The organism is Streptomyces beijiangensis (assembly GCF_017315755.1).
GTDB classification, from domain to species: Bacteria; Actinomycetota; Actinomycetes; order Streptomycetales; family Streptomycetaceae; genus Streptomyces; species Streptomyces beijiangensis.
This window is the reverse complement of sequence record NZ_JAFLRJ010000095.1, coordinates 1-20,072: the sequence shown is the minus strand read 5'-3', so window position 1 is coordinate 20,072 and position 20,072 is coordinate 1. Positions and strand designations below refer to the sequence as shown.

The 20,072-nt window shown below is 70.3% G+C and carries 22 protein-coding genes; 11 read left to right on the top strand and 11 right to left on the bottom strand.

What is annotated here, in order from left to right:
* Together J0695_RS10785 and J0695_RS10780 are read right to left on the bottom strand one after the other, a co-directional pair.
* On the bottom strand, positions 1 to 1,131 hold a 1,131-nt coding region (locus J0695_RS10785), incomplete at its 3' end, for a thiolase C-terminal domain-containing protein (protein WP_206961690.1).
* Between the two features lie 18 nt (positions 1,132 to 1,149).
* Positions 1,150 to 3,321, bottom strand: coding sequence for an acyl-CoA dehydrogenase family protein (locus J0695_RS10780; RefSeq protein WP_206961687.1), 2,172 nt, complete (start codon positions 3,319 to 3,321; stop codon positions 1,150 to 1,152).
* 171 nt (positions 3,322 to 3,492) lie between these two features.
* Between J0695_RS10780 and J0695_RS10775 the strand changes: the two genes are divergently transcribed.
* Positions 3,493 to 5,241: an MFS transporter gene (locus J0695_RS10775; protein ID WP_206961686.1), complete on the top strand. Its 1,749-nt coding sequence runs from the start codon at positions 3,493 to 3,495 to the stop codon at positions 5,239 to 5,241.
* Between the two features lie 63 nt (positions 5,242 to 5,304).
* On the opposite strand, the gene J0695_RS10770 is transcribed toward J0695_RS10775, so the two are convergent.
* The gene (locus J0695_RS10770; protein ID WP_206961685.1) at positions 5,305 to 5,928 is read right to left on the bottom strand and encodes a Uma2 family endonuclease; all 624 of its coding nucleotides are present in this window, start codon (positions 5,926 to 5,928) and stop codon (positions 5,305 to 5,307) included.
* Positions 5,929 to 5,990: 62 nt separating this feature from the next.
* Positions 5,991 to 6,446 carry an ATP-binding protein gene (locus J0695_RS10765; protein WP_206961684.1) on the bottom strand — a complete coding sequence of 152 codons (456 nt, stop codon included), beginning with the start codon at positions 6,444 to 6,446 and terminating at the stop codon, positions 5,991 to 5,993.
* Positions 6,447 to 6,593: 147 nt separating this feature from the next.
* Here J0695_RS10765 and J0695_RS10760 point away from each other — a divergent pair, with 147 nt between their 5' ends.
* Entirely contained in the window at positions 6,594 to 7,421 is an 828-nt protein-coding gene (locus J0695_RS10760; RefSeq protein ID WP_206961683.1) for a helix-turn-helix domain-containing protein, read from the top strand.
* Positions 7,418 to 7,612 carry a DUF397 domain-containing protein gene (locus J0695_RS10755; protein WP_206961682.1) on the top strand — a complete coding sequence of 65 codons (195 nt, stop codon included), beginning with the start codon at positions 7,418 to 7,420 and terminating at the stop codon, positions 7,610 to 7,612. The genes J0695_RS10760 and J0695_RS10755 overlap by 4 nt, the downstream gene beginning before the upstream one ends.
* Before the next feature lie 44 nt (positions 7,613 to 7,656).
* Here J0695_RS10755 and J0695_RS10750 read toward each other — a convergent pair whose 3' ends face one another.
* On the bottom strand, positions 7,657 to 8,337 hold the full coding sequence (locus J0695_RS10750) for a DUF6585 family protein (RefSeq protein WP_206961681.1): 681 nt from the start codon (positions 8,335 to 8,337) through the stop codon (positions 7,657 to 7,659).
* Between the two features lie 221 nt (positions 8,338 to 8,558).
* Here J0695_RS10750 and J0695_RS10745 point away from each other — a divergent pair, with 221 nt between their 5' ends.
* From J0695_RS10745 to J0695_RS10715, 7 genes are all read left to right on the top strand, one after another.
* Positions 8,559 to 9,170, top strand: coding sequence for a TetR/AcrR family transcriptional regulator (locus J0695_RS10745; RefSeq protein WP_242552482.1), 612 nt, complete (start codon positions 8,559 to 8,561; stop codon positions 9,168 to 9,170).
* A 47-nt stretch (positions 9,171 to 9,217) separates the two neighbouring features.
* Positions 9,218 to 9,889, top strand: a complete 672-nt coding sequence (locus tag J0695_RS10740; RefSeq protein WP_206961680.1) for an enoyl-CoA hydratase-related protein — start codon at positions 9,218 to 9,220, stop codon at positions 9,887 to 9,889.
* Positions 9,890 to 9,925: 36 nt separating this feature from the next.
* Complete coding sequence (locus J0695_RS10735; protein WP_206961679.1) at positions 9,926 to 10,369, top strand: PaaI family thioesterase; 444 nt, start codon at positions 9,926 to 9,928, stop codon at positions 10,367 to 10,369.
* Between the two features lie 66 nt (positions 10,370 to 10,435).
* On the top strand, positions 10,436 to 11,083 hold the full coding sequence (locus tag J0695_RS10730) for a class I SAM-dependent methyltransferase (protein WP_206961678.1): 648 nt from the start codon (positions 10,436 to 10,438) through the stop codon (positions 11,081 to 11,083).
* A 23-nt stretch (positions 11,084 to 11,106) separates the two neighbouring features.
* The gene (locus J0695_RS10725) at positions 11,107 to 12,072 is read left to right on the top strand and encodes an N-acetylmuramoyl-L-alanine amidase (RefSeq protein ID WP_307798551.1); all 966 of its coding nucleotides are present in this window, start codon (positions 11,107 to 11,109) and stop codon (positions 12,070 to 12,072) included.
* A 118-nt stretch (positions 12,073 to 12,190) separates the two neighbouring features.
* Positions 12,191 to 13,093 (top strand): DUF5336 domain-containing protein, encoded by a 903-nt coding sequence (locus tag J0695_RS10720; RefSeq protein WP_206961677.1) that lies wholly within the window; start codon positions 12,191 to 12,193, stop codon positions 13,091 to 13,093.
* A gap of 115 nt (positions 13,094 to 13,208) precedes the next feature.
* Positions 13,209 to 14,219, top strand: coding sequence for an LLM class F420-dependent oxidoreductase (locus tag J0695_RS10715; protein ID WP_206961676.1), 1,011 nt, complete (start codon positions 13,209 to 13,211; stop codon positions 14,217 to 14,219).
* 6 nt (positions 14,220 to 14,225) lie between these two features.
* On the opposite strand, the gene J0695_RS10710 is transcribed toward J0695_RS10715, so the two are convergent.
* From J0695_RS10710 to J0695_RS10685, 6 genes are all read right to left on the bottom strand, one after another.
* Positions 14,226 to 14,720: an SRPBCC domain-containing protein gene (locus tag J0695_RS10710; RefSeq protein WP_206961675.1), complete on the bottom strand. Its 495-nt coding sequence runs from the start codon at positions 14,718 to 14,720 to the stop codon at positions 14,226 to 14,228.
* 42 nt (positions 14,721 to 14,762) lie between these two features.
* Positions 14,763 to 15,548, bottom strand: a complete 786-nt coding sequence (locus tag J0695_RS10705) for a maleylpyruvate isomerase family mycothiol-dependent enzyme (RefSeq protein WP_206961674.1) — start codon at positions 15,546 to 15,548, stop codon at positions 14,763 to 14,765.
* Positions 15,549 to 15,566: 18 nt separating this feature from the next.
* Positions 15,567 to 16,112, bottom strand: a complete 546-nt coding sequence (locus J0695_RS10700) for a hypothetical protein (RefSeq protein WP_206961673.1) — start codon at positions 16,110 to 16,112, stop codon at positions 15,567 to 15,569.
* Positions 16,113 to 16,283: 171 nt separating this feature from the next.
* Positions 16,284 to 17,387, bottom strand: a complete 1,104-nt coding sequence (locus J0695_RS10695) for a prenyltransferase/squalene oxidase repeat-containing protein (RefSeq protein ID WP_206961672.1) — start codon at positions 17,385 to 17,387, stop codon at positions 16,284 to 16,286.
* Positions 17,384 to 18,115, bottom strand: coding sequence for a class I SAM-dependent methyltransferase (locus J0695_RS10690; RefSeq protein WP_206961671.1), 732 nt, complete (start codon positions 18,113 to 18,115; stop codon positions 17,384 to 17,386). The genes J0695_RS10695 and J0695_RS10690 overlap by 4 nt, the downstream gene beginning before the upstream one ends.
* A gap of 20 nt (positions 18,116 to 18,135) precedes the next feature.
* Positions 18,136 to 19,461: a glycosyltransferase family 4 protein gene (locus J0695_RS10685; RefSeq protein WP_206961670.1), complete on the bottom strand. Its 1,326-nt coding sequence runs from the start codon at positions 19,459 to 19,461 to the stop codon at positions 18,136 to 18,138.
* A gap of 234 nt (positions 19,462 to 19,695) precedes the next feature.
* Here J0695_RS10685 and J0695_RS10680 point away from each other — a divergent pair.
* Positions 19,696 to 20,072 (top strand): TetR family transcriptional regulator (locus J0695_RS10680; protein WP_206961669.1); only part of this gene is annotated, 377 nt, incomplete at its 3' end.

The window sequence follows — 20,072 nt, the reverse complement described above, 5'->3', positions numbered from 1 at the left end:
GGGCAGGCGGGCCCCCGCCACCTGCCGGGCGCCCGCCTGCCCCCTCAACTGCCATGTCAGCTCGGCGACTTGGGCGATCCCCGTGGCCCCCAGCGGATGACCCTTCGAGATCAGTCCCCCGGACGGGTTCACCACCCACCGGCCGCCGTACGTCGTCGCCCCGCTCTCCACGAGCTTCCCGGACTCCCCCACCTCGCACATTCCCAGCGCCTCGTACGTCAGGAGCTCGTTCACCGAGAAGCAGTCGTGCAGCTCCACGACATCCACGTCCTCGATGCCGAGCCCCGACCGCTCGTACACCTGCTCCGCGGCCGCCCGCGACATCGGCTGGCCCACCACATCGATGCACGACCCGGACTCGAAGGACGCCCCCGTGTCCGTCGTCATCGCCTGCGCGACGATCTCGACCGCTTTCTCCTCCAGCCCGTGGGTCTCCACGAACCGTTCGGAGACGACGACCGCGGCAGCCGCCCCGTCGGAGGTCGGCGAGCACTGCAGTTTCGTCAGCGGTGCATGGATCGACCGTGCCGCGAGGATCTCGTCGACCTCGTACACGTCCTGGAACTGCGCATACGGGTTGTTCGCCGAATGCCGGTGGTTCTTGGCGGCGACAGCGGCGAGCTGCGCCTCCGTCGTCCCGTACTTCTCCATGTGCTCGCGCGCCGCGTTCCCGAAGATCTGCGCGGTCGGCGGCGACATCTCGAAGCCGTGCCCGGCCGCCATGATCCCGTAGTGGCGCGCGACCGGAGAGGTCTTGAAGTCGCCGCCGTCGGACCCACCGCCCAGCGCACCCTTCTTCATCTTCTCGAAGCCGAGCGCGAGCACGCAGTCGTTCAGACCGCCCTCGACGAACTGCCGCGCCATCATCAACGCGGTCGACCCGGTCGCACAGTTGTTGTTGACGTTGTAGACCGGCACCCCGGTGAGCCCCAGTTCGTACACCGCCCGCTGTCCCGCCGTGGAGGCCTGGAAGCAGTACCCGACCGGCACCTGCTGCACCTCCCCGTACGCGATCCCCGCGTCCGCGAGCGCCGCGTCGCCCGCCTCCTTCGCCATGTCCCAGTACTGCCAGTCCCTGCTCTCCGGCTTCTCGAACTTCGTCATCCCGACACCGACCACGTACGCCTTCACAGCCACGAAACGATCCCTTCAGTCCCTCGGAAGGCCGAGAATCCGCTCGGCAACGACATTGAGCTGCACCTGAGTTGTGCCTCCCGCGATGGTCAGGCAGCGCGCCATCAGGAAGCCGTGGACGGCCCGTTCCCCCGCCCCCTCCCGCACCGCACCCGCGGGCCCGAGCAGCTCAAGGGCCAGCTCGGCGACCTTCTGCTGGTGCGGCGTCTGTACGAGTTTGCGCACCGAGGCCCCCGCCCCCGGTTCGAGTCCCGACACCTGCTGCATGGTCGTACGCAGCCCGATGCACCCCAGGGCGTGCGCCTCGGCCGCCAGTACGCCGATCCGCGCCCGGTACGCCCCGTCCAGCTCCGCCGCCCGCTCGATCAGCGCTTCGAGCCCCACGTCGAACGTCAACTGGTCGGCCATATGGACCCGTTCATTGCCGAGCGTGTTCCTGGCGACCTTCCAGCCGCCGCCCACATCGCCGACGACAGCGTCCTCGGGAAGCAGTACGTCGTCGAAGTACACCTCGTTGAAGAGCGACTCCCCGGTGATCTCCTTCAGCGGCCGTACATCGATGCCCGGCGTCCGCTTCATGTCGACGACGAAGTACGTGAGCCCCTTGTGCTTGGGTGCTTCCGGGTCGGTCCTGGCCAGCAGGATGCCGTAGTCCGCGCTGTGCGCCGAAGACGTCCACACCTTCTGCCCGTTGACCCGCCAGCCGCCCTCCACCTTCTCGGCCTTCGTGCGCAGCGAGGCCAGATCGGAGCCCGCCCCAGGCTCCGAGAAGAGCTGGCACCACCCCAGGTCGCCCCGCAGCGTCGCCGCCACATACCGCTCCTGCTGCACCTTCGTCCCGTACGCGAGGAGCGAGGGCACCACCCAGGTGCCGATCCCGAGATCGCTCACGCGCACCCCGGACGCCTTCAACTCCTCCTGCACAGCCAGCTGTTGTACGGGTCCTGCCCCCAGCCCATAAGGCTCCGGCAGATAGGGCGCCGCGTACCCGCTGGGCGCGAGGGCCCGCCGGGCCGCGCCCGGGTCCATCTCCCGCACCTCCCCGAGCACCGCACGCGCTGCCGCCCGGTACCCCGCGGCCTCCGGCGGCAGCTCGAGCCGCAGCTCCCGCCGGGCCCCCTCCGCCGCCAGCCGTACGGCGCGCAGCCGCCAGGCGTCGCCCGCCCCGAGCAGCTGCCTGGCGACGACCGCCCGCCGCAGATACAGATGCGCGTCGTGCTCCCAGGTGAAGCCGATCCCGCCGAGCACCTGGATGCAGTCCTTGGCGCAGGAGTACGCCGCGTCCAGCGCGGTCCCCGCCGCCAGCGCGGCGGCGAGCCCCCGCGCCCCTGCCGCATCCCCGGCGGCCCGCGCCGCGTCCCATGCCAGGGCGCGCGCCTGCTCGACCCGCACCAGCATGTCCGCGCACAGATGCTTGATCGCCTGGAACTGCCCGATGGGGCGCCCGAACTGTTCCCGCACCTTCGCGTACGAGGCCGCGGTCTCCAGCGCCCAGGCGGCGGTCCCGCACGCATCGGCCGCGTAGAGGACACCGGCCAGATCCCGTACGAGAACCGAGTCGAGCCCCGCGAGAACCCTTCCGCCCGCGACCTCCACGCCCCCCGCCGAAACCTCCGCCGTGGGCCGCGTCGGGTCCGCGCTCTCCTGCGCCCGCACCGCGAGCCGGTCCGTGTCCACGGCCAGCCAGACCGTGCCGTGCGCGGACTCCGCCGCGAGGACGACCACATCGGCGTGGGCCCCCGAGAGCACCGGTGGCGCGACGCCGTCCAGCAGATAGCCGCCGCCCTCCACGGCCACGGCGGTCATCGTCCCGGTGCCGAGCGCGACGGCCCCGATCCGCTCCCCCGCCGCCAGCGCGGCGACCAGGTCCCCGCAGCCGCCCGCCCGCTCCAGCACCACCGAGGCCAGCGCACTCGCGAGGAACGGTCCCGGCAGCGCGGCCCGCCCCGCCTCCTCCAGTACGACGGCAAGCTCTTCGAGGTCTCCGCCTCCGCCCCCGTACCGCTCCGGCAGGTGCACCCCGAGCAGTCCCTGGGCCGCGATCCCGTCCCAGTAGGCGGGCCGCGCGGCAGCCCCGCCCGGAGCGTCGAGAAGCTTCCGCACTTCTTCCACCGGCACGTTCCGCGCCAGCCAGCCCCGCACGGCGTCGGCCAACTCCCTTTGTTCCTGCGTGATTCCGATGCCCATGCGCACGCAGACTAGAACACGTTCCAATCTGACGGAAGGTCAGATACCTGTCGGGTATCGCGTGACGCGGATCACGCCACACTTACCTGCCCTTTACCGAAATCCGGAATATGACCACCCCGCACGAAGGTTGCACCATGCACACACTTACCGCCCCCGGAGGCTCCACGCATGACACAGGCCGCACGCCCGCAGCCCGCGATAACCGAAGAAGGAACCCCCGCAGTCACTCACCGGGCCGGCATCGTCCCGGTCCTCGCCTTCGCCGGCATCGTCGTCGCGGTCATGCAGACCCTGCTCGTGCCGGTCATCCAGGACCTCCCCGGTCTGCTCTCCACGGCGCCCTCCAACGCCACCTGGGTCATGACGTCGACCCTGCTCGCCGGTGCCATCGCCACGCCGATCATGGGCCGCCTCGGTGACCTCGTCGGCAAGCGGCGGATGCTCATCGCCAGCCTCGCCGTCATGGTGGTCGGCTCCCTGATCTGCGCCTTCACCGACAATCTGCTCGTCATGATCGTCGGCCGCGCGCTCCAGGGCTTCGCCATGGGCGCCATCCCGCTCGGCATCGGCATCATGCGCGACGAGCTCCCGCGCGAGAAGCTCGGCTCCGCGATGGCGCTGATGAGCTCCTCCATCGGCGTCGGCGGCGGCCTCGCGCTGCCCGTCGCCGCACTGATCGCCCAGCACGCCGACTGGCACGCGCTCTTCTTCACCTCCGCGGGCCTCGGCGTCGTCTCGATCACCCTCACCCTGATCTTCGTCCCGGAGTCCAAGGTCCGCGCACAGGGCTCCTTCGACCTCCCGGGCGCCATCGGTCTCGCGATCGGCCTGATCGCCTTCCTGCTCCCGATCACCAAGGGCAGCGACTGGGGCTGGACCAACGGCAAGACGCTCGGCCTCTTCGCCGTCTCGCTCGTCGTCTTCCTGCTCTGGGGCTTCATGGAGCTCCGCAAGAAGGCCCCGCTGGTCGACCTGCGCACCACCGCCCGCCGCGAGGTCCTGCTCACCAACCTCGCCTCGATCATGGTCGGTGTCGCGTTCTACGCGATCTCCCTCGTCCTCCCCCAGCTCCTCCAGCTCCCGAAGTCGACGGGTTACGGCCTCGGCCAGTCGATGGTGGTCGCCGGCCTCTGCGTCGCGCCCCTCGGCCTGACGATGATGCTCACGGCTCCCGTCTACGCCCGCCTCTCCGCGCGCTACGGCCCCAAGGTCACGCTCATCGCGGGCATGCTGATCATCGCGATCGGTTACGGCGCCGGGCTCGGCCTGATGAGCGCCGCCTGGCAGACGATCATCATCTCGGTGGTGGTCGGCGCCGGCATCGGCCTCGCCTACTCCTCGCTCCCGGCCCTGATCATCGGTGCCGTTGACCCCTCGGAGACGGGCGCCGCCAACGGCCTGAACACCCTGATGCGCTCGATCGGCACCTCGGTCTCCAGCGCCGTGATCGGCATGGTCCTGGCCCACACCTCGGTGAAGATGGGCGCGGGCCAGGTGGCCTCGATGACTGGCTTCCGTACGTCATTCATGATCGCCACCGGCGCGGTCGCGGTGGGCGTCCTGCTCGCGATCTTCATCCCGGGCCGTCCGAAGCAGGGCGTACTCGCGGCGAAGCCGTTGGCCTCCAGCGAGGACGAGACCCCCTTCTTCACCGGCATCCGCGGCCAGGTCGTGGACGCGTCGGGCACCCCGGTGGCCCGTGCCTCGGTCACCCTGCTCGACAGCCACCACCGCCAGGCGGGCCTCACCGTCGCGGACGCGGAGGGTCATTACACCTTCCCCACGCGCCCGGCGGGCCGCTACATCCTGGCGGTCACGGCGACGGGCCTCCCGCCGCTGGCCCACCCGGTCACGTACAACGGCACACCGCTCCAGGCGGACCTCGCGTTGACGACGGGCGCCCCCGTCACGGCCTGACACCGTTCGCCGCATGGCTGTGCCCCGCTCACGACGTCCTGCCGTGAGCGGGGCACACGCCTTTCACGAGGCAGCGTGCGGATCCGTCCGGTGTACGGGCCACGCCTCGATCTGCTGCCACAGCTTCGCCTCCGGCAGCCCCTCGGTAACCACCTGGTACTCCCGATCACCGGCAGCGACAACGAGCGTCTTCCCGTACGCACCGGTGGCCCGCTCCCGATATCCCGACGGCCCGGGGTCGGTCATCAACGTCCATGCCCGCGTGTACGGATCCAGGATCAGGTAGGCGTCGATACCGACGCCCGCATAAGCGCGCGGCTTGTGGATGTAGTCGTTCTCCACGGACGACCGGGACACCACCTCGATCACGAAGCCGATGTGCTCCGGGTCGAACGGCATGTTGTCCTCTTCGTCGCCGTCCCACACGTACAGGTCGGGCGTGCGCTTCCGGTCCCAGGTCGGGTGCGCGAACTCGCTCTCCCCGAGGACCGTCCATCCCGCTTCGACCTGCTGTTTGAGCTGATCGTTGATCTGGTCCTGAGTACGGAAGTGAACCGGCTCCATCGGCGACATCATCACGATGCCGTCGACAACATGCGCCTCGACCCCTCGGCCGTGCTCTTTCTCCACCTCTCGGGCCAGCTCCAGGAGGTAGGGGAGGTTCTTGTCGATGCGCTGCTCAGTCATGGAGTGGCCCCTCTGCTGTCCAGGCGTACCGCCAGCGTAATGGGCAGAGGGGCCCTGGGGTGTCATGAGCTGTCGGAGCCGAGCGGCCCCGTCGCCACCCAGACCGTCTTGCCAGGGCCGGTGCGGTCGCTCACTCCCCAGCGGGCGGCGAGGGCCGCGACGAGCAGGAGGCCGCGGCCTCCGTCGGCGTCCGCCACGGCCGCGGTGACGGCTGAGGGATCCGGCCGGCCCGGGTGGGTGTCGGACACCTCGACGCGCACGGCCCCGGTCTCGTGCTCGTACGTCAGCCGCAGCTCGAAGTCCCTGCCGGGCACGTGACCGTGCAGGACGGCGTTGGCCGCGAGTTCGGCGACGACGAGGGCGGTGGTGTCGGAGACATGAGTGCCGTACGGGACACCCCAGGCATCGAGCCGCTGCACGGCCAGGCGCCGCGCGAGACGTGCGCCCAGGCGGGTGGCGGAGAATCTCTGCGCGAACACACTTACGGTTACGGGTGGTTGGGCCTGCTGAGCTGTCATGCGTTCAGCGTTCCGCCCGGCCACCCCTCGCCAACAGGAGCGACACCCATACAGATCCTTCTGTATGGGTTCACGCACTGGACTGGGCGGGTAACTCCCCGTGACCCTGGATGGGTTGAGCGATGCGCGGGAGACGGGGCGGCGACGATGACCACGAACAGCGACCCTGAACTGTCGGACGGCCTCAAGACCTTCGGCGCGGTCGCGAAGGCGCTGCGGGAGGCCGCCGACCTGACCCAGGAGGAGTTCGCGCTGCGGGTGCGGTTCTCGGCGGCGTACATCGCCAAGATCGAGCAGGGGAAGCGGTTCCCGCCGGGGAACCTGCCGGAGCGGGCGGGCGAGGCGCTGGGGCCGGTCGCGGGGAAGGTGCTCGCGGCGGCGGCGAAGTCGCTGCGGCGGAAGTCGGGGCTGGCTTCGTGGTTCTTGCAGTGGGCGGGGATCGAGGAGGAGGCGATCACGCTCTATGCGTACGAGTGCCGGGGGATTCCGGGGCTGTTGCAGCCGGAGGGGTACATCCGGGCCGTGTTCGAGCGGAACCTGCCGCCACTCACGGACGAACAGATCGAGCGACAGACCTCTGCACGGCTTGAGCGGCAGACGCTGCTGGCCGAACACCCGAACACGGCCTTCAGCTTCGTCATCGAACAGTCCCTTCTGGAGCGGCAATTGGGCGGATCCGCCGTCACTAGGGAGCTGATCGACCACCTGCTGAACGTCGGCCGCCGCACCAATGTCGAGATTCAGGTGATGCCGCTCCGCCAGGAGGACCACGCTGGATTCGAAGGCGAGATGTACCTGGCCGAGAGCCCTGACAACAAGTGGTTCGGCTACACAGAGGGACATCGCTCAAGCGCTCTGATCACCACCCCCAACGACGTCAGCGTCCTCCTTCAGCGCTATGGCAAACTCCGTTCCCAGGCCCTGGAATGCCGGGCTACGGTGAGCTTGCTGGAACGGATGCGAGGAGCGCTATGAGCACCACTGAAGACCCGAGCTGGTTCAAGAGCAGCTACAGCGGGGGCGAGGGCGACAACTGCGTCGAGGTCGCCGTACAGCTGGAGGCTGTCCACGTGCGCGACTCGAAGGACACCGCGATCCGTCCATTCACCGTCTCGCCCGGCGCCTGGTCCGCCTTCACCGCGTACGCATCCAACTCCCGTACCTGAAACGCCTGGTGAGGCGGTGCGATACGCCGCCTCACCTACCGGGGTCAGCCCGTCTTCAGCTGCCTCACCAGTGCGAGAAGCAGATAGAGGTTGGGGACGTGATAGATGCCGACGACACCGAGGACGCCACGCCCGTCCGAGCCGGTGAAGCTCACCCGCCCGTCCCGGGTGCTGATCTCCTTGATCCGTGACCAGCTCTCGGTCTCGTTCTTCATCGACAGACCGTTGCGGTCGACGTCGATCGGGCCGAACGCCAGCGTCTCACCGCCGCGCAGCCGTTCGAGCACGCTCGCCCACCGTGCGGCGGCCACGCCCTTCTGCACTTCCGGACCCCACTGCCCCTCGTACACGACGTAGGGGCCGCGCGAGTAGGACGTGACTCCCAGGCGGTCGATCTCGCGGCGGAGCAGGCCGTGGGTACCGCGCCCGATGGACAACGCGGCACCGTCTGCGCCGATCAAGGTGTACGTCGAGTCCTGGAGGCCGCCGCCGACCGAGCGCAGGTTCTGGAGGACCGCCGCCGTCGAGTCCCAGCGGTACACCCACTCGCCGCCCTCGGGCGCGGTGACGATCAGTCCGTTCTCGTACAGGTGGAGGCGTGCGTCTCCCCAGCGCTTGCGGAATCCGCCTTTCTGGTTCGCGGCCACCATCCGCCAGCCGCCCATCCGTTGCTTCTCCGCGAGCGCGGTCACGTGCTCGTCGGGTCCGGCTATCGGTTCGTCCACTGCAATCCCCCTGGATAATTCATCGCCGCCGCCGATCAGTTAGCCACCGCTCACCGAGCATGCCAACAGACACCACGCGGTTCTCAGGGAAGTGTGAGCGCAGTCTCGATCCCGGGGTGGTACGTCGTGGGCACACCTTCCGCCCCTCACCCCTTGCATGTTCTATGTCATACACCTTAAGTTACCAGCAGGTAGCCAATCGGGAAGGTGGTGACGGGCAAATGAGTCCGCGCAAGAGCGACAGTCGTGACCGGATGGTCCTCAGCGCCGCCGCCCTGCTGGGCGAGCACGGGACGAGCGCGACCAGCATCGACCGGGTACTCGCCCACAGCGGAGCCCCTCGCGGCTCGGTGTACCACCACTTTCCCGGCGGGCGTACGCAGCTCATCGACGAGGCCGTGGCACTGGCGGGGGACTTCATCACGGGGCTGCTCGACGCCGCCATGCGCGCCGATGATCCGGTGGAGGCCATCGACGCGTTCTTCGTCCTGTGGCGCGACCGGCTCGTGCGGAGCGGTTTCCGGGCCGGCTGCCCGATCGTGGCGGTGGCCGTGGAGTCCAACGACGACGCACCTCAACTCGCCCGCTCCGCCGCTGCGGTCTTCGCCCACTGGCAGGAGACCCTCGCGGCCCTGTTCGTCCGGCACGGCCTGGCCGAAGAGCGCAGCCGGAGGCTGGGGACCTTCATCATCTCCGCGGTCGAGGGCGCGGTGATCATGTGCCGGGCCGAGCAGAGCACCGCCCCGATCGAGGCGGCCGCCGCCGAGATCCACGACCTGCTCGTGTACGCCCTGCGCGACCGCCGCGAGGCCGGACCCCTGCCCCGGCCATAGCGCCATAGCCCGTACCCACTTCACGTACCTGCCCCGAAGGAGTCGCCATGCCCAATCTCGACCGTCAGGACAACGTCTTCGTCCTCGACCTCGGAGACGGGGAGAACCGCTTCCACCCCGACTGGCTCGCCGCCGTCGGCGCCGCGCTCCAGGAGGTGGAGAAGGCGGAGGGCCCCCGCGCCCTGGTCACCGCCGCCACGGGCAAGTTCTACTCCAACGGGCTCGACCTGGACTGGCTGTTCGCCCATGCCGACCAGCACCAGGACTACGTCGTCTCCGTCCATGAGCTGTTCGCACGGCTGCTGTCGCTGCCGGTCGTCACGGTGGCCGCGCTGCAGGGGCACACCTTCGCCGCCGGCGCGATGTTCTCCCTCGCCCACGACTTCCGCGTCATGCGCGCCGACCGCGGCTACTGGTGCCTGCCCGAAGCGGACATCAACATCCCCTTCACTCCCGGCATGTCCGCCCTCATCCAGTCCCGGCTGGCGCCGCAGACCGCGCACGAGGCCATGCTCACCGCCCGCCGATACGGCGGCGCCGAAGCCGCGTCGGCCGGCATCGTCGACCGGGCGGTCCCCGAGGACGCCGTGCTCGCCACCGCCGTCGAACTCGCCCAGGCGCAGCTGAACAAGGCCGGCGACACCCTCGGCACCATCAAGTCCCGTATGTACGCCCCGGCCCTGGCCACTCTGCGCGACACCGCCAACCCGCTCGGCTGACCAGCACCTCACCGGCTGCACCCAAGGAGAACGACCGTGACCACCACCGACCTCACCGCCATGTCCGGCCTGGAACTGATGCGCTGGGTGCAGACCGAACGCCCCACCGACATCCCGTCCATCGGACGCCTGCTCGGCATGCGCTTCGACGAGGTCGATCACGGCCGCATCGTCATCTCCCTCGACACCCGCCCCGACTTCGCCAACCCCCTCGGCACCGTCCATGGCGGCATCGCCGCCACCCTCCTCGACTCCGTCATGGGCTGTGCCGTCCACACCACGCTCCCCGCCGGCACCGGCTACACCACCCTCGAACTCAAGGTCAACTACATCCGCGCCGCCCGCACCGAAGGACAGACCCTCACCGCCGAGGGCACCGTCATCCACGCCGGCCGCCGCGTCGCCACCGCCGAGGGCAAGGTGCTGGACGAAAAGGGCAAACTGATCGCCCACGCCACCACCACCTGCATGATCTTCTAGCCACCCCACAGCGCCCCACTACGATGGCCCGGCTCACCCCCCAAGGCCCACCGGCAGGAGAACCCCATGGCAGCGCCCAAGCCCGAAGTCCTGGCCGCCTTCTCGTCCGCCAAGGGGTTCATGCCCGTCGTCGAGGGTCTCGCCCTGTACGAGGCCGCCGTCGAGGCCGCCGCCCTCGGGCTGCCGCTGCTCGAGGTCGGTACGTACTGCGGGCGCTCGACCGTCCTGCTCGCCGACGCCGCCCGCGGGGCCGGTGTCTCCGCGATCACCGTCGACCATCACCGGGGCAGCGAGGAGCAGCAGCCGGGCTGGGAGTACCACGACCCGTCCGTCGTGGACCCCGAGGTCGGGCAGATGGACACGCTCCCCACCTTCCGCCGCACCTTGTTCCACGCCGGTCTTGAGGACCACGTCATCGCGGTCGTCGGGCGTTCGCCGCAGGTCGCCAAGGCGTGGGGCGGTCCGCTCGGACTCGTCTTCATCGACGGCGGGCACACCGACGAGCACGCGACCGCCGACTACGAGGGCTGGGCGCCACACGTCGCACCCGGCGGGCTCCTGCTCATCCACGACGTCTTCCCCGACCCGGTGGACGAGTGGACCGGCCAGGCCCCGTACCGCGTCTACCTCAGGGCGCTCGCCTCCGGCGCCTTCACTGAGGTCTCGGCCACCGAATCGCTGCGCGTTCTCCGCCGTACGGGAACAGGGATCTAGAGCCCCCGGATAGGCTCGCGTTCGTGTCGTACGACGATAGCCAGCCCCCCGCCCCGCGCCGCTTCCGCAACTCCACCCTGCTGATCGTGCTCATCGCGCTCGTCCCGACGTGTCTCGCGGGCTGGCTGGTCTGGCAGGCGATGAAGGGGCCGGGCGACAGCGCGCCGCAGAAGGTGCTGCCCCTGCCGAGCCCGACGGCCACGGCGACGACGCAGCCCGTGAAGTCGCCGGTCAGGACTCCGGCCACCTCGCACCCGGCGTCGAAGTCACCCAGCTCGTCCGCGCCTGCGGACAACAAGCCCCCCACGGGCAACGGCCCCCTCGCGGGCAGGGTGGTCGTCATCGACCCCGGGCACAACCCGAACAACTTCAACCACGGCCGCGACATCGCCCGGCAGGTGAACATCGGCAACTCCAGCAAGGAGTGCGACACCACCGGCACCTCCACCAACGGGGGTTACTCGGAGGCCCGGTTCACCCTGGACGTCTCGCACCGGCTGCGCACCCTGCTCCAAGCACAGGGCGCCACGGTCAAGTTCACCCAGGACAACGACCGCTCCTTCGGGCCGTGCGTCGACGAGCGCGCCCGTATCGGCAACAAGGCGAAGGCCGACGCGGTCGTCTCGGTCCACGGCGACGGTTCGGCGGCCGGCAACCGCGGCTTCCATGTGATCCTTCCCGCACTGGTCCGGGCGGGCGCCGCCGATACCGGCCCGATCGTCGCCTCCTCGCACGACCTCGGCGTCCGTATCGCGGGCAAGTTCGTCCAGGACACCGGGAGCGCGCCCTCCAACTACATTGGGGGCGGTACGGGGTTGGACACCCGCAGCGACCTCGGCGGACTCAACCTCTCGACCGTCCCGAAGGTCTTCATCGAGTGCGGCAACATGCGTGACCCGAACGACGCGGCACTGATGACGAGCGCGAGCTGGCGGCAGAAGGCCGCACAGGGCATCGCGGACGGAATCATCTCCTTTCTCCACGGGTAGTGACGAGACCCGGCACACGCCCCGCCCGAGCAGACGATAGATTCATCCGTACGATGGGGAGCCGCCCCCGAGCTCCACGCCGCCCCGATACCGAGACGACTGACGAAGGACTTCTTACGTGAACATCCGCTCCCTCACTCGAGGCGACAGCGTGGTGATCGGAGCAGCGGTAGTGCTGTTCATTGCCTCGTTCCTGAGCACGTTCGATGCCGATGGCAGCGACGTCCCCAACGCCTGGGACAACGCCCAGCTCCTCATGAGCGTCTACCTCGCAGGCCTCATCGCCGCCGCGTTGATCGTTGTCGGCCGCGCAATGCCGCGCAAGATCGCCGGTCTGGAACTCGGGCCGTTCGGTGTCGCCGTGGCGGTCTTCGCCGCCTGGAGCGCACTCGGCGCGATCCTCGACCCGATGGGCCCGTACAACCGCAGCGGAGTTCCCTCCATCAGCGCAGGCATCGGCCTCATCCTCGGCCTGATCGCCGCCCTGGTCCTGGCCGGCGCCGCCGTTGCGAGCCCGCTCGTGCCCGCCCTCAAGGCCCCGCTGCTCGGTGCCCCGCGCCCCGCGGTGCAGCCTCCGTACGGCGGCCAGCCCGGTCAGACCGGCCAGCCCGGCCAGGGTTACGGATACCCGGCCCAGCAGCAGCCGTACGGCGCGCAGCCGGGTCAGCAGCAGCCCGGCCAGCCCCACCAGGGCCAGGGTCAGCCCCAGCCCTTCGGCGCCCAGCCCGGTCAGGGCCAGCCGCCGCAGCAGCACCAGCAGCCGCAGCCCGCACAGCACCAGCAGCAGCCGCAGCCGGGTCCGGCCGCGGGCGGACCCGCCGGGGACTTCGCCCCGTTCTGGTTCGCGGTGCCCGTCGCCCGTCCGCTCTACGGCGAGGACGGCTCCCCGAGCCCCATCGCCGAACTGGCGCCCGGCACCTGGTACCTCGCGGTCGAGCAGCGCGGTCCGGCCCTGATCGCCCAGACCCAGGACGGCCGCCGCGGCGTCCTCCAGGACACCACGGGCATCCAGCGCGGCTAGCACTTCCCGAGCCGCGTACGCACGTCATCACGGCCCCCGCCCCTTCCGGGCGGGGGCCGTTGCGCTTACAGTCACCTGACGCACCGTCAGATGCCGTCCCATCAAAGGGGATTCAATGCGCCTCGGACTCGCCCTCGGCTACTGGGGCCGCGGGCCAACGCCCGGCCACCTCGAACTGGCCCAGGAGGCCGAGCGCCTCGGCTACGACTCCGTCTGGACCGCCGAGGCCTGGGGCTCCGACGCCTTCACCCCGCTCACCTGGATCGCCGCCCACACCTCGCGCATCCGCCTGGGCACGGCCATCGCGCAAATGGCGGCCCGCACCCCCACCGCCACCGCCATGCACGCGCTGACCCTGGACCATCTCTCCGGCGGCCGCATGATGCTGGGCCTGGGCCTCTCGGGGCCGCAGGTGGTCGAGGGCTGGTACGGCCGCCCCTTCCCCCGCAGCCCCCTCACCGCGACCCGCGAGTACGTGGACGTCATCCGCCAGGTGCTGCGGCGCGAGGCCCCGGTCGCCCTGGAGGGCAGCTTCCACGCGCATCCGTACACCGGTCCCGACGCCACAGGACTGGGCAAGCCGCTCAGATCCATCACCCACCCCCTGCGCTCCGAACTCCCCCTGCTCCTCGGCGCGGAGGGCCCCAAGAACATCGCCCAGACGACCCGCATCGCCGACGGCTGGCTTCCGCTCTACTGGTCGCCCACCCGTACCGACGTCTACAAGGCGTCCCTCACCGACCTCCCCGAGAACTTCATGATCGCCCCGATGGCCCGCGCCAGGGTCTGCGACGACGTCGCCGAGGGACTGCTCCCCGTCAAGGCGATGCTCGGCTTCTACATCGGCGGCATGGGGCACGCGGCCCGTAACTTCCACGCCGACCTGATGGCACGCATGGGGTACGAGGCCGAGGCCCGGCGCGTCCAGGAGCTCTTCCTGGCCGGCCGCAAGGAGGAGGCGGTGCTGGCCGTGCCGGACGCCTTCGCCGACGAGATCTCCCTCGTCGGGCCACGCCAACGCATCGCGGAACGCCTGGAGTTGTGGCGCGAGGGCCCGGTCACCGACCTCCTCGTCACGGCCCCGGACCCGCATACCCTGCGCGTACTGGCCGAGCTCAACAGCTGAGGCCGCTCACGCCTTGCCGTCGAGCCTCCTGCCGCCCTCCAGCTGGGTCTTGAGCGCCGACACGATCATCACCCAGCCGCCGCTGGTCCCTTCCAGCATCTTGCTGTCGGGGCTGTCGAAATCGCCGTGGGTGAGCGTCAGCTTCGTACCCGCCTCGACTACCTCCCCCGGCTCGATGGCGAAGGAGACCGTGGAGCGCTCGCCGAGGGCCGCCGCGAACTCCTCGTCGGTGTCGAAGAGTTCGCGGTGCATGGGCTGGAGCGTGTGCCAGGTGTACGTGAGCCGCTTGCCGGGCTCCGCCTCCAGGACCTTCTGGCCGAGGTCCTGCGCATCGCTGTCGGGGCCCATCTGCCACCGCACGACCGAACCCACCTGCCAGTCCGATACGGGACCCCAGCCGCCCATGTACCGCTCGATGGACGGCCACTCCGTCAGGGACGCGTACAGCTCCTCAGGGGTGGCCTGGATGTAGCTGACGTAGACGAACTCCGTCGTGCTCATTTCTGCTCCTTCTCAGGGACTCTCAGGGACTCTCGGGGGCCCTCAGGCGAACGACGCCCGCGCCAGCCAGAAGTCCAGCAGACCCGCGTCGCCGAGAACCTCCACCCGCTCGCTGTCGGACGGAAGGCGGCGGTAGAAGACCTGGAGCACGTCGGAGAGCGGGCCGCGCAGTGCCACGTTCGCCTTCTCATGGCCGCGCCGCCAGGTGAAGCCTTCGTCGCCGAACTCGATCAGCCACTCCGCGTCCACGCCGGGGGCGTCCGTCGCGTGCAGATGGATGGAGCGGCCCGCGCCGCGCAGCTCCTGGGCCTCCGGGTCGCCGCAGGCGGCCGAGAAGGCGACGATCTGCAGCCACTCGTCGACGGTGTCGGCGGCGACCTCCGGGTCGGTCTCGAACGGCACCGCGGCCGCGCTCGCCGCGTCCGCCCGGTGGATCACCGTCTCGTGGACCATCCGGCGCGCCCAGAAGCCCGCACGCTGCTCCCACGCCCAGGTCCACGACTCCGCGTCCGGGCCCGCCTCGCGCAGAGTTGCCGCGAGGAGGTCCGCACCCTCCGCCAGCCAGGCCTCCAGGGCGGCCGGTTCGTCGTTCCCGGGACCGGGGACACCGGGGACGTCGTCGTCCGGGACCTCCACCAAGGACTTCGTCCGTACGATGATCTCCGCCCAGCGGTGCGCGGCGCCCACGTGCCGGACGAGGTCCCCCAGGTTCCAGTCCGGGCAGGTCGGGACTGTGACGGAGAGGTCGGCTCCGGCGAGCACAGCCCTCAGGAGGCCCGTCTCGCGGATCAGTTCGTCGCAGTAACGCTCATGGGTGAGAAGAGTCATGAGCGCACTCTATTCAGGTCAGCTTCCGGTGAGTTGCCCTGCGGAAGGAACCTTGTCCGTGACCTCGGCGCCCGCGCTCTTGCCCGCGTCCTTCACGGAGTCGATGACGCTCTGGAAGGTTCCTGCGGCGCCCTCGGCGCTGTCGCTGCTGCGCAGTTTGCCCGGGAGCGCCTTGAGCGAGGCGATGCCCGCGCTAAGCGGTGCGACCGCCTTTGCGAGCGTGGGGTCGCCCTGGGCGTTGCTCACCGCGGCCTTGAGGCGGTTGTAGGCGAAGAGGCCCGCCGCACCCGCCTTGATCATGGCGAACTTCTGGCCGTCCGCGCCCTTCTTGAACTTGCCCGACTTGAGCGGCTTCACGATCCACTGGTACGTCGCTCCGGCCGCGAGCCCCGCATTGGCCACGAACCGGGTCTTGGCGAACTTCTGCGCCTCGGCGGACGACGTCGGGGTCGCGGTCGAGGTCGCGTCATTGCTGCTGGAACCGCAGGCCGTGGTGGAGGCGAGCAGGGCGCAGGAAAGGACCAGCGCCACCAGCACACGGCGGATCGGGGTGGAAGCGGGCACGACGGACCTCCAGGCGCGCGGATCGTTGCTTCCCGCAGCGTCGCCCGAAGGCCGCCGCCCTGCCACTTGAGCGCGTCCGGACAGGTTTCACGCGTGGGTGGATCGGCAACCCGAACGTCAGGGGCGGCAGCGCGGACGTCAGAGCGGACGTCAGAGCCGGCAGCCCGGACGTCAGGGCCGGCAGCAGTCGGGCTCCAGCCCCCTGGGGAGCCGCTCCCCGCCGAAGACCGCGGTGGTCGCCTCGTCCCCCCCGAGCGCGGCCACCGCGAGCAGCAGCGACCCGGCCGTCCAACTGGTTCTCTCCTCCGGCCAGACTGCGGGCGGGTCGCCCTGCGCGCCGCTCTCGAAGACGTAACCCGTCCAGTACATGCCGTCCTCGGCGTACCGAAGATGCTGGATGGACTGGAGGATCTCCAGCGCGCGGTCCGACTCCCCCATCACCCAGAGGGCCAGGGCGAGTTCACAGCTCTCACCACCGGTGACCCACGGGTTGGGGAGCACGCAGCGCACGCCCAGGCCGGGGACGACGAAGCGGTCCCAGCCCTCCTCGATGCGCGCCTTGGCCGCGGCTCCGGTGACCGCACCGCCGAGTACCGGGTAGTACCAGTCCATCGAGTAGCGGGACTTGTCGAGGAAGCGCTCGGGGTGGCTGCGGATCGCATGGCCGAGCGCACCGGCCGCCAACTCCCAGTCGGGCTGCGGTTCGTCGCGCTCGTCGGCGACGGCGAGCGCACAGCGCAGTGCCTGGTGGACGGAGGAGGAGCCGGTGAGGAGCGCGTCGCGTACGGGGGCGCCGCCGTCCTCGGGGGACTCGCGCTTCCAGCCGATCTCACCGCCGGGCTGCTGGAGCCCGAGCACGAATTCCGTCGCGGCGTGGACGGCCGGCCACATCCGGTCGAGGAAGGTGTCGTCGCCGGTGGCCAGGTAGTGGTGCCAGACGCCGACGGAGATGTACGCGCAGAAGTTCGTCTCGCGGCCCCGGTCGGTGACCTGTGTGGCGTCCCCGTCCTGGTACGCGGCATACCAGGAGCCGTCCTGGTTCTGGTGGCGCGCGAGCCATTCGTAGGCCCGCGCGGCGGCATCGTGCTCGCCCGCCGCGTCCAGCGCCATGGCCGCCTCGGTGTGGTCCCAGGGGTCGAGGTGGTGGCCGCGGAACCACGGGATGGCGCCGTCCTCGCGCTGCATCGCGAGGATCCCGGCCACCGTCTCGGCGGCCTGCTCGGCGGTGAGGACCCCGGGCAGGACGAGGTGCTCGGTGCGCCCCGGTGAGGTCACGCGTCGACCTTGGGGGCGTGCGGCTTGGTCGCGTACGCCACGAAGCTCTTGCCGACGACCGGGTTGAGCAGCTGCTCGGTGATGCGGGTGAGGGCGGGCTTCTTCATGATGTCCCAGACCAGGAGCTTGTGGTACGCCTTCACCGGCAGCGCCTGGTCGTTGTCGACGCCGAAGGCGCACTTGAGCCACCAGTAGGGCGCGTGGAGCGCGTGCGCGTGATGGGTGCCGTACGGCTTCAGACCCGCCTGGCGCATCTTGCCGAGGAGCTCGTCGGCCTTGTAGATGCGGATGTGGCCGCCCTCGACCTCGTGGTACGCGTCGGAGAGCGCCCAGCAGACCTTCTCGGGCCCGTAGCGCGGCACGGTCACCGCGATGCGGCCGCCCGGCTTGAGGACGCGGACCATCTCCGCGAGGACGCCCTTGTCGTCGGGGATGTGCTCCATGACCTCGGAGATGATCACGACGTCGAAGGAGTCGTCGGGGAAGGGGAGGTTGAGCGCGTCGCCCTCCATGGCGGTCGCGGTCGCGCCGGCCGGGGCCTCACCGGCCTCCTTCATGGCGGCGAACCACTTGGCGACCTCGCGGATCTCCTCGCCGTTCTGGTCGAGGGCAACGACCTGGGCGCCGCGCCGGTAGCACTCGAAGGCGTGCCGGCCTGCGCCGCAGCCCAGGTCGAGCACGCGGTCGCCCGCGGCGAGCGGGAAGCGGGAGAAGTCCACGGTCAGCACGGAGGTGTCTGCCTTCTTCGCTAGGAGGAGGTGGTGTGACGTCGTCGGGCGGCGATGGCCGCCCGGTAGTGCTCGGCCGTGCCGATCGCCGCCTGGCGCCAGGTGAAGCGGGACAGCACCCGCTCGCGGCCCGCCGCACCGAGGCGGGCGCGGAGCTCGGGGTCGTCGAGGAGCCGGGCGAGGGCGTCGGCGAGGGCGCCCGCATCGCCGGGCGGCACGGCCAGACAGGTCTCGCCGTCGGCTCCGGTGACCTCGGGGATGGCTCCGCCGGTGGTCGCGACCAGGGGGGTGCCGGTGGCCATGGCCTCGGCCGCGGGCAGCGAGAAGCCCTCGTACAGGGACGGGACGCAGCTGACCTGCGCGCTGCGCACCAGGTCGACCAGTTCGGCGTCGGAGATGCCCTTGACGAACTCGACGGCGTCCTGGAGGCCGTACTTCTCGATGGCCTGGGCGACCGGGCCGTCCTCGGCGCGCTTGCCGACGACGACGAGGTGGGCGGCGGGGTTGCCGGTACGGAGCTTGGCGAGGGCCTCGACGAGGTGGACGAGCCCCTTGAGGGGGACGTCGGCGCTGGACGTGGTGACGATCCGGCCCTCGACCTCGGCGACGGAGGGGTCGGGCGACCAGAGGTCGGTGTCCGCGCCGATGTGCACGACGTGGACGCGGTCGCGGTCGACGCCGAGGTGGTGGACGATCTCCTGCTGCGAGGAGCCGGAGACGGTGAGGACGGAGGGCAGGCGGCGGGCGACGCGCTTCTGCATGCGCGTGAAGCCGTACCAGCGGCGCACAGAGGCGCGCTTGCGCCAGTCGGGGGCCGCGGCGAGGTCCAGCTGCCGGTCGACGGTGATGGGGTGGTGGATGGTGGTGACGAGGGGCGCGCCGAGGTCGGAGAGCAGTCCGTAACCGAGCGTCTGATTGTCGTGGATGACGTCGAACTCGCCGCGGCGGGCGGCCAGATGGCGGCGCGCGCGGAGCGAGAAGGTCAGCGGCTCGGGAAAGCCCCCGGTCCACATGGTGCCGACCTCGACGGCGTCGATCCAGTCGCGGTACTCGTCGCGCTTCGGCGTCCGGAACGGGTCGGGGCTGCGGTACAGATCGAGGCTGCCGAGCTCGGTGAGCGGCACGCCTTCGTCGAGTACGGGGAAGGGCTGGGCGCCGATGACCTCGACGCTGTGCCCGAGGCGGGCCAGCTCGCGGGAGAGATGGCGTACGTAGACGCCCTGGCCTCCGCAGAACGGGTTGCCCTTGTAGGTGAGGAGCGCGATGCGCAGCGGTCGCTCGTCGCGGTCGGACTGCACCCTCGAAGGGGCGCCGAGGGGCCCCGCTTCCACGGCCTCAGCGGTCACTCCCGGCCCCCTTCTTCACTGCAAGCTTTTCGCCGGAGCGTAACCGCTCGTGCCAATCTAGAACAAGTTCTCGTACACTGGCTTGATCGTTCAACGAGCATCGAATCTACCGGCTGGTAGCCCCGCAGGACCGGCCCGATCAGGTGATTCGCGCCACCCAGGGGGCTCCTGGCATGCTGTCGCCTCGCTCGCACGAAACGGCACGGCCCAGATGTATGTCACGGATGGGGACACATGACAGCGGAAGCGAAGCCGACATCTCCGACGTCTCCTGCCCTGACGGAACGCCAGGAAGCGCGCCGCCGCCGCATCCTGCACGCGAGTGCGCAGCTTGCGAGCCGGGGCGGTTTCGAGGCGGTGCAGATGCGCGAGGTCGCGGAGTCCTCGCAGGTCGCGCTCGGCACGCTCTACCGCTACTTCCCGTCCAAGATCCACCTGCTGGTCGCCACGATGCAGGACCAGCTCCAGCACCTGCACGGCACCCTGCGCAAGCGCCCGCCCGCCGGTGACACCCCGGCCGAGCGGGTCGCGTCGACGCTGATGGGCGCCTTCCGCGCCCTCCAGCGCGAGCCGCACCTGGCAGACGCCATGGTCAGGGCCCTGACCTTCGC

What these genes read in the sequence shown, in the direction of transcription:
- J0695_RS10780 (WP_206961687.1), bottom strand. Translation starts at nt 3,321, where the DNA reads ATGGGCATCGGAATCACGCAGGAACAAAGGGAGTTGGCCGACGCCGTG.
- J0695_RS10775 (WP_206961686.1), top strand. Translation starts at nt 3,493, where the DNA reads ATGACACAGGCCGCACGCCCGCAGCCCGCGATAACCGAAGAAGGAACC.
- J0695_RS10770 (WP_206961685.1), bottom strand. Translation starts at nt 5,928, where the DNA reads ATGACTGAGCAGCGCATCGACAAGAACCTCCCCTACCTCCTGGAGCTG.
- J0695_RS10765 (WP_206961684.1), bottom strand. Translation starts at nt 6,446, where the DNA reads ATGACAGCTCAGCAGGCCCAACCACCCGTAACCGTAAGTGTGTTCGCG.
- J0695_RS10760 (WP_206961683.1), top strand. Translation starts at nt 6,594, where the DNA reads ATGACCACGAACAGCGACCCTGAACTGTCGGACGGCCTCAAGACCTTC.
- J0695_RS10755 (WP_206961682.1), top strand. Translation starts at nt 7,418, where the DNA reads ATGAGCACCACTGAAGACCCGAGCTGGTTCAAGAGCAGCTACAGCGGG.
- J0695_RS10745 (WP_242552482.1), top strand. Translation starts at nt 8,559, where the DNA reads ATGAGTCCGCGCAAGAGCGACAGTCGTGACCGGATGGTCCTCAGCGCC.
- J0695_RS10740 (WP_206961680.1), top strand. Translation starts at nt 9,218, where the DNA reads ATGCCCAATCTCGACCGTCAGGACAACGTCTTCGTCCTCGACCTCGGA.
- J0695_RS10730 (WP_206961678.1), top strand. Translation starts at nt 10,436, where the DNA reads ATGGCAGCGCCCAAGCCCGAAGTCCTGGCCGCCTTCTCGTCCGCCAAG.
- J0695_RS10715 (WP_206961676.1), top strand. Translation starts at nt 13,209, where the DNA reads ATGCGCCTCGGACTCGCCCTCGGCTACTGGGGCCGCGGGCCAACGCCC.
- J0695_RS10710 (WP_206961675.1), bottom strand. Translation starts at nt 14,720, where the DNA reads ATGAGCACGACGGAGTTCGTCTACGTCAGCTACATCCAGGCCACCCCT.
- J0695_RS10705 (WP_206961674.1), bottom strand. Translation starts at nt 15,548, where the DNA reads ATGACTCTTCTCACCCATGAGCGTTACTGCGACGAACTGATCCGCGAG.